The organism is uncultured Frigoribacterium sp. (assembly GCF_963515265.1).
GTDB lineage: Bacteria > Actinomycetota > Actinomycetes > Actinomycetales > Microbacteriaceae > Frigoribacterium.
This window is the reverse complement of the sequence record NZ_CAUPYL010000114.1, coordinates 1-8,252: the sequence shown is the minus strand read 5'-3', so window position 1 is coordinate 8,252 and position 8,252 is coordinate 1. Positions and strand designations below refer to the sequence as shown.

At 72.1% G+C, this 8,252-nt stretch carries 9 protein-coding genes; 3 read left to right on the top strand and 6 right to left on the bottom strand.

Annotated elements, in window-relative coordinates; translation table 11 throughout:
• Positions 1-5: 5 nt before the first annotated feature.
• Positions 6-362 carry a hypothetical protein gene (locus RWM17_RS09790; RefSeq protein WP_314103144.1) on the bottom strand — a complete coding sequence of 119 codons (357 nt, stop codon included), beginning with the start codon at positions 360-362 and terminating at the stop codon, positions 6-8.
• Positions 359-1,252, bottom strand: a complete 894-nt coding sequence (gene mca, locus RWM17_RS09785; RefSeq protein WP_314103142.1) for a mycothiol conjugate amidase Mca — start codon at positions 1,250-1,252, stop codon at positions 359-361. Before mca ends, RWM17_RS09790 begins: the two co-directional genes overlap by 4 nt.
• Before the next feature lie 78 nt (positions 1,253-1,330).
• Here mca and RWM17_RS09780 point away from each other — a divergent pair, with 78 nt between their 5' ends.
• Entirely contained in the window at positions 1,331-1,801 is a 471-nt protein-coding gene (locus tag RWM17_RS09780) for a DUF4307 domain-containing protein (protein ID WP_314103148.1), read from the top strand.
• Between the two features lie 136 nt (positions 1,802-1,937).
• A complete protein-coding gene (gene greA / locus RWM17_RS09775; protein ID WP_314103139.1) occupies positions 1,938-2,432 on the top strand; it encodes a transcription elongation factor GreA in 495 nt (164 codons plus the stop codon).
• A 110-nt stretch (positions 2,433-2,542) separates the two neighbouring features.
• Here the strand turns inward: greA and ilvA are convergent, their stop codons facing one another.
• Together ilvA and RWM17_RS09765 are read right to left on the bottom strand one after the other, a co-directional pair.
• Positions 2,543-3,781, bottom strand: coding sequence for a threonine ammonia-lyase (gene ilvA / locus RWM17_RS09770; RefSeq protein ID WP_123548066.1), 1,239 nt, complete (start codon positions 3,779-3,781; stop codon positions 2,543-2,545).
• Complete coding sequence (locus RWM17_RS09765) at positions 3,774-4,952, bottom strand: AI-2E family transporter (protein ID WP_314103136.1); 1,179 nt, start codon at positions 4,950-4,952, stop codon at positions 3,774-3,776. The genes ilvA and RWM17_RS09765 overlap by 8 nt, the downstream gene beginning before the upstream one ends.
• 128 nt (positions 4,953-5,080) lie before the next feature.
• Here RWM17_RS09765 and RWM17_RS09760 point away from each other — a divergent pair, with 128 nt between their 5' ends.
• The gene (locus tag RWM17_RS09760; RefSeq protein WP_314103134.1) at positions 5,081-6,337 is read left to right on the top strand and encodes a DNA glycosylase AlkZ-like family protein; all 1,257 of its coding nucleotides are present in this window, start codon (positions 5,081-5,083) and stop codon (positions 6,335-6,337) included.
• Here RWM17_RS09760 and RWM17_RS09755 read toward each other — a convergent pair.
• Both RWM17_RS09755 and RWM17_RS09750 read right to left on the bottom strand, forming a co-directional pair.
• Positions 6,334-7,242: a M48 family metalloprotease gene (locus RWM17_RS09755; protein WP_314103131.1), complete on the bottom strand. Its 909-nt coding sequence runs from the start codon at positions 7,240-7,242 to the stop codon at positions 6,334-6,336. The genes RWM17_RS09760 and RWM17_RS09755 overlap by 4 nt on opposite strands.
• Positions 7,243-7,269: 27 nt before the next feature.
• On the bottom strand, positions 7,270-7,851 hold the full coding sequence (locus tag RWM17_RS09750; RefSeq protein ID WP_399540405.1) for a LemA family protein: 582 nt from the start codon (positions 7,849-7,851) through the stop codon (positions 7,270-7,272).
• Between the last annotated feature and the right edge of the window lie 401 nt (positions 7,852-8,252).

Sequence of the window (8,252 nt, the reverse complement as noted above, 5' to 3'; positions counted from 1 at the left end):
GGAGCCTAGCGCCGCCCGGGGACGTCGCGGCCGTCGTCGTCAAGACCGCCACGCGGGTCGTTGCCGAGCTGCGGACGCGGCTCGTCGTCGAGCCCCGCAGCCGCGGCGTCCGCCTCGGCGCGCTCGGCCTCGATCTGCTCGCGGACCTCGCCGCGGTAGCGGGTGCGGCGCACGCGCCTGGTCATGTCGACGATGATCAGCACCGTCGCGATCGCCACGAACGCGATGGCGACGAAGCCCCAGACGCCGGGCGTGACGTCGACGTCGGGCACCGTCGACGGCGGCAGCGTCGCGTCCGGGGTCGACGGCTGCGCGAGGAGGCGCACGGCAGCCGTCAGCACGAGGTCACCTGCGGCGCTCATCGGGCCTGCACCCCCACGAGGCCGGTGTCCGGGTCGGCGACGCCGGCGAAGAGGTCGGTCTCGGGCACCGGCGAGTCGACGCGGGACTCGACCAGCTGGAAGTCCTCGGTGGGCCAGGCGGCGACCTGGAGGTCGTGCGGCCAGAAGAAGAAGGCGCTGTCGAGGGGCACCTGGCTGGCGTGCGCGCGGAGGGCCGCGTCGCGGACGGGGAAGAAGTCCGACACCGGCACGTGAGTCGTGGCGAGGTCGGGCCGGTCGCTGAAGCGCTCGAGCATCTCGGTGAGGCGCTCGATCAGCGGCGACTCGGGATCTTCCGCCTTCAGGTGCGTGATCATCGCGCCGACGCGGCCGGCGCTGAACATGCGGTCGTAGTAGACCTTGTCGATCTGCCAGGGCTCGCCCGCGGCCGGGTAGCGCGAGGCGTCGGAGGCGGCTCGGAACGCCTCCATCGAGATCTCGTGGGTGCGGATGTGGTCCGGGTGCGGGTAGCCGCCGATCTCGTCGTACGTGACGAGCACCTGCGGCCGGAAGCGCCGGATGACGGAGACGAGGGGCTCGGCGCTGATCTCGAGCGGGATGGTCGCGAACGAGTTGACCGCGACGGGCTCGCCCTCGGCGGGCAGCCCGGAGTCGGCGTAGCCGAGCCAGACGTGGTCGATGCCCATCGCCTCCTGGGCGGCTCGCATCTCGTGCACCCGGAGACCCGCGATGTCGCGTTCGGCGTGGGCCCGCGCCTCGAGCTGCTCGTTGAGGATCGAGCCCTGCTCGCCCCCGGTGCAGCTGACGACGAGCACCTCGGCGCCGAGGCTGCGGTAGTAGGCGTAGGTCGCCGAGCCCTTGCTGGACTCGTCGTCGGGATGGGCGTGGACGGCCAAGAGGCGCAGGGTCACGGGTTCCTCGCAATTCGTGCAGGGCAGACGTTGCTACCCTCGTGACAAGGATAATCGGACGGAGTCCCCGTGGCGTCCATGCCCCCCGCACCATCGCCGGCCGCTGCGCCCGAGCAGCCCGTCGGCAGCGCCTCCGACGGCCTGCCCGACGGCGAGACGGCCAGGCTCGACGCCCGCTACGGGCGCAGCAGCGGCACCCGTCGACGCGGGCGCTGGATCGCGGTCGCGGTCGCCGCCTCCTTCGTCGTGGTCTTCGCCGCGTGGGTCGTCTTCGCCGCGTTCGACGGCGACGGCGCGAAGCTCGAGAGCACCGACGTGGGCTACACCGTGCTCGACGACCGGGCGGTCGACGTGCAGTACACGATCAGCACGCCGCCGGGTGCCGAGGTCAGCTGCGCCGTCCAGGCGCAGAACCAGAAGTTCAGCATCGTGGGCTGGAAGGTCGTGCACCTGCCGGCCTCGAGCACGTACTCCACCACCTACACGACCTCCCTCGCGACCAGCGAACGCGCCGTGACAGGCTTGATCTACGAGTGCTGGCTTCCGTAGACTGCGCGGACACCCACGAGACCGGCCACTCGGCCGGTCTCCTTTTTTCGGTGGGCGTGCCCCGCCCGGGCGCGCGGCTCCCGCTCCCGCGGACAGGGCCGCCGCACCGGCAGGCCGCCGCACGGACGGAGACACCATGAGCCAAGACAACGACGCCACCACCTGGCTGACGCCCGACGCCCGCGACCGCCTCCAGGCCGAGCTCGAGACGCTGAGCGGCGAGGGCCGAGCCGAGATCGTGGGCCGCATCGAGGCCGCCCGTGAGGAGGGCGACCTCAAGGAGAACGGCGGCTACCACGCCGCGAAGGACGAGCAGGGCAAGATCGAGGCGCGCATCCGCACCCTCATCAACCTGCTCAAGCACGCGACGGTCGGCGAGTCCACCGCCGCCGACGGAATCGTCGGCCCCGGCACCGTCGTGACCGCGACGATCGCCGGCGACCCCAGCACGTTCCTGCTCGGCAACCGCGAGATCATCGCGCCCGGCAGCGACCTCTCGGTCTACAGCGAGACGAGCCCGCTCGGCCAGGCCATCAACGGGGTCAAGGTCGGCACGACGACCAGCTACACCGCCCCGAACGGCAAGGAGATCACGGTCTCGGTCACCGCGGTCGAGACCTACGTCCCCTGATCGACGCGGTCCCTGAGCGACACGGTCCCTGACCTCGGGACCGACCACGACGGAGGCCCCTGCTCATCCGAGCAGGGGCCTCCGTCGTCGTCGGGGCGGCGTGCAGCCGCCTAGAAGTCGACGTTCGGCGTGAAGCCGGCCTCGCGGAGGCGGCGCAGGACGTCCTCGACGTGGTCCGGTCCGCGGGTCTCGACGCTCAGCTCGAGCTCGACCTCGCTGATCTGCAGGCCCCGCTGGTGGCGCGTGTGCAGCACCTCGACGACGTTCGCGTTGGCGTCGGACAGGATCTGCGAGACCCGGGTCAGCTGTCCGGGCCGGTCGGGCAGCCCGACGCGCAGCTTGAGGTAGCGCTCGGCGGCGGCGAGCCCGCGGCTGATGACCCGCTCCATCATGAGGGGGTCGATGTTGCCCCCGCTGAGGACGATGACGGTCGTGCCGAGGTCGCGCACCTGCTCGGTCATCACCGCGGCGACGCCCACGGCGCCGGCCGCCTCGACGACGAGCTTGGCCCGCTCGAGCAGCACCAGCATCGCCCGGGCCGTGTCGTCGTCGCCGACCGTGACGACCTGGTCGACGGTCTGGCGCACGATCTCGAAGTTGAGCACTCCGGGACGGGCGACCGCGATGCCGTCGGCGATGGTCGGCAGGGCCGTGATGTCGGTGCGGACGCCGCTCGCCATCGACACGGCGTAGGGAGCCGCGTTGGCCGCCTGCACGCCGATGACGCGGACCGAGCGGCCGGTCCGTGCCGTCTGCTGCGCCACCGCGCTCGCGACGCCGGCGATCAGGCCGCCGCCGCCGATGGGGACGATGATCGTGTCGACGTCGGGGACCTGCTCGAGGATCTCGAGGCCGAGGGTGCCCTGGCCCGCGACGACGTCGGGGTGGTCGAACGGCGGGATGAGGGCGGCACCGGTGCTCGCGGCGAACTCGGCGGCCGCGCGCAGCGCCTGCTCGACGTCGTGGCCGCTGAGCACGACGTCGGCGCCGTACTCCCTCGTCGCCTGCAGCTTGGGCAGGGCGACCCCGACGGGCATGAAGATCGTCGCGGCGATGCCCAGCTCGCGGGCGGCGAAGGCGACGCCCTGGGCGTGGTTGCCGGCCGACGCCGCGACGACGCCCCGCGACTTCTCCTCGTCCGTCAGCTGCGTCAGGCGGTTGTAGGCGCCCCGGATCTTGTACGAGCCGGTGCGCTGCAGGTTCTCGCACTTGAGGTGTACCGGCGACCCGAGCAGCTCGGCCAGGAACCGCGAGCTCTCCATCGGCGTGACGCGGGCGACGCGCGAGACGCGCTCGCGCGCCTCCTCGATCTCGAGCAGCGTGGGACCGGCGATCGTGAGGTCAGACATCGGTGGCCTTTCCGGGCGAGGTGACGTCGGCGGACGTCGGTCGGGGGGTCGTGCGCCACGAGCCCCTCGCGACGTAGCCGATCATGACGTTGAGGACGGCGATGACGGGCACCGCGAAGAGAGCTCCGGGGATGCCGGCGAGGAGGGCGCCGGCCGCCACGGCGAAGACGACGGCGAGGGGGTGCACCTTGACGGCGCTGCCCATGACGAAGGGCTGCAGGAGGTGCCCCTCGATCTGCTGGACGAGGATCACGACGGCGAGCATCAGCAGCGCGACGACCCAGCCGTTGTAGACGAGCGCGATCACGACCGCGATCGCCCCGGTGGCGACGGCGCCGACGACGGGCACGAACGACCCGAGGAACACGGCGATCGCGATGGGCGCGACCAGGGGCAGCCCGAGCAGCAGCGCGCCGAGCCCGATGCCGACGGCGTCGACGAAGGCCACGAAGATCTGCACCTTGACGAAGTTCGTCAGCGTCAGCCAGCCGGCCCGGCCCGCGCCGTCGACGGCCTCGCGCGCGGCGCGCGGGAACAGCCTGACCACCCAGCGCCATATCTCGCCGCCGCCGACGAGCAGGAAGATCGTCGTGAAGAGCATGAGCACGAGCCCCGCGCCGACGTGGCCCGCCGTCGAGCCGATCGACAGGGCGCCCCGCAGCAGGGGCTGGCTGTCCTGCTGCAGCGCCGCGACCGCGTCGCCCACGTAGCCGTTCAGCTGCCCCTCGGTGAGGTGCAGGGGCGACGCGAGCAGGAAGTCCTTGAGCTCGCCGTAGGAGGCGACGGACCGGTCGCGCAGCATCGGCCAGCCGTCCACGATCTGGAGCACGACGAGGGCGAAGAGCCCCGCGACGACGACCAGGAAGCCGACGAGGCTCACGACGACCGCGACCCACTTCGGCCAGCGGTGACGCTGCAGCCACCCCGAGAAGGGGACGAGCAGGGCCGACACGAGCAGGGCGACCAGGAACGGGATGACGATGATGCGGAGCTGGATGACGAGCCAGACGAACACGGCCACGACCGCCACCACGAGCAGGACGCGCCAGGACCACGCGCCGGCGATGACCATGCCGCGCGGCACCGACGGGTCGGGCTCCCACCCCGAGGGCGCGCTCGGGTCGGTCACCTTCTCGACCGCTCCCCGCGGGAGCCTGCTGCGGCGCATCATGCGCTCAGTGTAGGGCGGGCGCGGTGGTGATCCGCCCGGCTCTGCATGCCCTGCTCGGCATGCGTCGGAGGGGCGAGCAGGAGGCGTCGGGCCGGTCTCGTGTCGGAGGTCACGGCTAGCCTCGCACCGTGCCCCACGACCGCCTCTCCCCTGCCCTCGCTCGCCGTGCAGCCCTGGCGGCGCAGGGCCTCGGCCGGCCGACCGCGGCCCCTGGCTCGACGACCGTGGGCACGCGCCGGCTCACCGGCCTCGTCGATCGGCTCGGCCTGCTGCAGATCGACTCGGTGAACGTCTTCGAGCGCAGCCACCACCTCCCCGTCTTCGCCCGGCTGGGCCAGTACGACCGCGATGAGCTCGACCGGCTGGTGTTCTCGCCTCGCGGTCGGTTCGTCGAGTACTGGGCGCACGAGGCGGCCATCCTGCCGGTCGCGACCTGGCCGCTCATGCGCTGGCGGATGCGCGACTACGACGGCCGCTGGCGGGCCGACGAGGGTTCCTGGCTCGCCACGAAGCCGGAGATGGCCCGCTGGCTGCTCGACGAGATCCGCGAGAAGGGCCCGCTGCCCGCGAGCCTGGTCGAGCACGACGCCGATCTCTTCCCGTCGCCGACCCGCACCGGCCCGTGGTGGGGCTGGGGCGACGTCAAGCGCGGACTCGAGGCGCTCTTCCGCGTGGGCTCGCTCGTGAGCGCCGGCCGTCGCCGCTTCGAGCGCGTCTACGCGCTGCCCGACCAGGTCCTGCCCGACGCCGTCCTCGGCGTCGAGGTCGACCGTGCCGACGCCCACCGTCAGCTGGTCGGCCACGCGGCCCGCGCCTCCGGCGTCGCGACCGCCTCCGACCTCGCCGACTACTGGCGCCTGAAGGCGGCCGACGTGGTGCCTGCTCTCCGTGAGCTGAACGACGCCGGCGTCGTCCGGCCGGTGACGGTCGACGGGTGGACGACCCCTGCGTGGCTGCACGCCGAGGCACGGCTGCCCCGCCGGCTCGACGCCGACGCCCTGTTGTCGCCGTTCGACCCCGTCGTGTGGCACCGCCCCCGGGCCGAGCGCCTCTTCGGGTTCCGCTACCGCATCGAGATCTACACGCCCCAGGCGAAGCGGGTGCACGGCTACTACGTGCTGCCCGTGCTGCAGGACGACCAGCTCGTCGCCCGCGTCGACCTCAAGAGCGACCGGCAGGCGGGCGTCCTCCGCGTGCAGGCCTCGTGGCGCGAGCGTGACCTGCCCGTCGACGTCGAGCGCCTCGCGGCGCTGCTCGGCCGGGCCGCCGCCTGGCAGGGGCTCGACGGGGTCGAGGTCGTGCCACGGGGCGACCTCGCCGCCGCGCTCGGGGCCGCCGTCAGGGCCTCGATCCCCGGCGCGGCCCCAGGCGCCGTCCCGGGCTAGAAGCGCGTCGCGTTCTCCCGCAGCCGGGCCACCCGGTCGGCGAGCGGCGGGTGCGTGCTGAACAGGCGGTCCATCACGCCCGGCTTCATCGGGTCGCTGATCCACAGGTGCGACATCGAGGTGCTCTGCTGCTGCATGGGGCGACCGTAGGCGCCGAGCTTCTCGAGCGCGCTGGCCAGCCCCTCGGGGTGGCGGGTCGTGAGCGCCCCGGTGGCGTCGGCGAGGTACTCGCGCTGGCGGGACACCGCCGCCTGGACGCCCGCGGCGGCGAGCGGCGCGATGATCATCGCGACGAGCCCGAGGACGAGGAACACGGGGTTCGAGCCCCCGCCGCCGCCGTTCCCGTTGTTGTTGTTGCGGCCCCCGGTGAGCGCGCTGAGGAAGGACATGCGCATGAGGACGTCGGCCAGGAACCCGACGGCCACGACCAGGCCGAAGACCATGGTCGAGACCCGGATGTCGTAGTTCTTGACGTGGCCCATCTCGTGGGCCATGACGCCCTGCAGCTCGGCGTCGTCCATCAGGCCGAGCAGGCCCGTGGTCGCCGCGACGACCGCGTGCTCGGGATCACGCCCGGTCGCGAATGCGTTGGGGGCAGGGTCGACGACGACGTACACCTTCGGCATCGGCATGCCCATGGTGATCGACAGGTTCTCGACCGTGCGCCAGAGGCGCGGTGCCGTCGTCGCGTCGACCTCTTGCGCGCCGCTCATCGAGAGCGCCTGGCGACCGGCCGCGAAGTACTGGATCAGCGCGTAGACGGCGGCGCCGACGAGCACGACGAACCCGATGGAGGGGCTGTTCCAGAGGGCGGACGCGGCGAAGCCCAGCGCCCCCACGATGAGCAGGAAGATCAGGACGATGAAGACCGTGTTGCGCTTGTTCCGCGCGATGGCCGAGTACATGGCAGGAGCCCTGGCGGAGGCGCGGCGCTAGAACTGGACGCGCGGCGGCTCGGCGATGGCCGAGGGCTCGGCCACCTCGAAGAAGTCGCGCTCGGAGAAGCCGAGGCGCTTCACGAAGAGGGTGTTCGGGAACGTGCGCGTCTTGGTGTTGAACTCGCGGACGCCGCCGTTGTAGAACCGGCGCGCGGCCTGGATCTTGTCCTCGGTGTCGACCAGCTCGGACTGGAGCTGCAGGAAGTTCTGGCTCGCCTGCAGCTGCGGGTAGGCCTCCGACACGGCGAAGATGCTCTTGAGCGCCGTCTGCATGTGGCCCTCGGCGGCGGACGCCTCTGCGGGCGTCTGCGCCCCCAGGGTCTCGGCCCGCGCCTCCGTGACGTTCTGGAACACCTTGGCCTCGTGCGAAGCGTAGCCCTTGACCGACTCGATGATGTTCGGGATCAGGTCGGCCCGGCGCTTGAGCTGGATCGTGATGTCGCTCCACGCCTCGTCGACGCGGACCTTGAGCGTGACCAGGCTGTTGTAGGTCGACCAGAGGTAGATGCCGGCCATCACGACGAGCAGGACGATGATCCCGACGGCGACCAGGGTGGCGATGAGGGCCGGTTGCATGGGTGGTGACTCCTTGGGGATGCGGCTCGGGCGGACGCGTCGCGGTCGTCCTCGGGATGCCGGTCGAGGGTCACGTCGATGCGTGGGCCACTATAAATGCGCTGGATGGGGGCTCCCCGTCAACAGGGCGTCTTCGGGGGGAACTCTCGACATCACCTGTCGGATGCCGGACCGTCGTCGCGAACTGGTCCGCGCGACCGATTGACAGGTGCTCACGCACCGTGCTGAATGGGGAGCAGTGCTCGACACCACGACCTCTCCCTCGCCGCGTCCCGCCTCCGTCGCCGGACGCGCGGTCGGCGTGCGCCGACGCACCCGCCGGGCTCGCCTCGCGTGGCTGCTCGTCCTGGGGACCGTGCTGGCCGGGCTCGCCGTGACGGGCGGGCCGGTCGGCCCCGTGG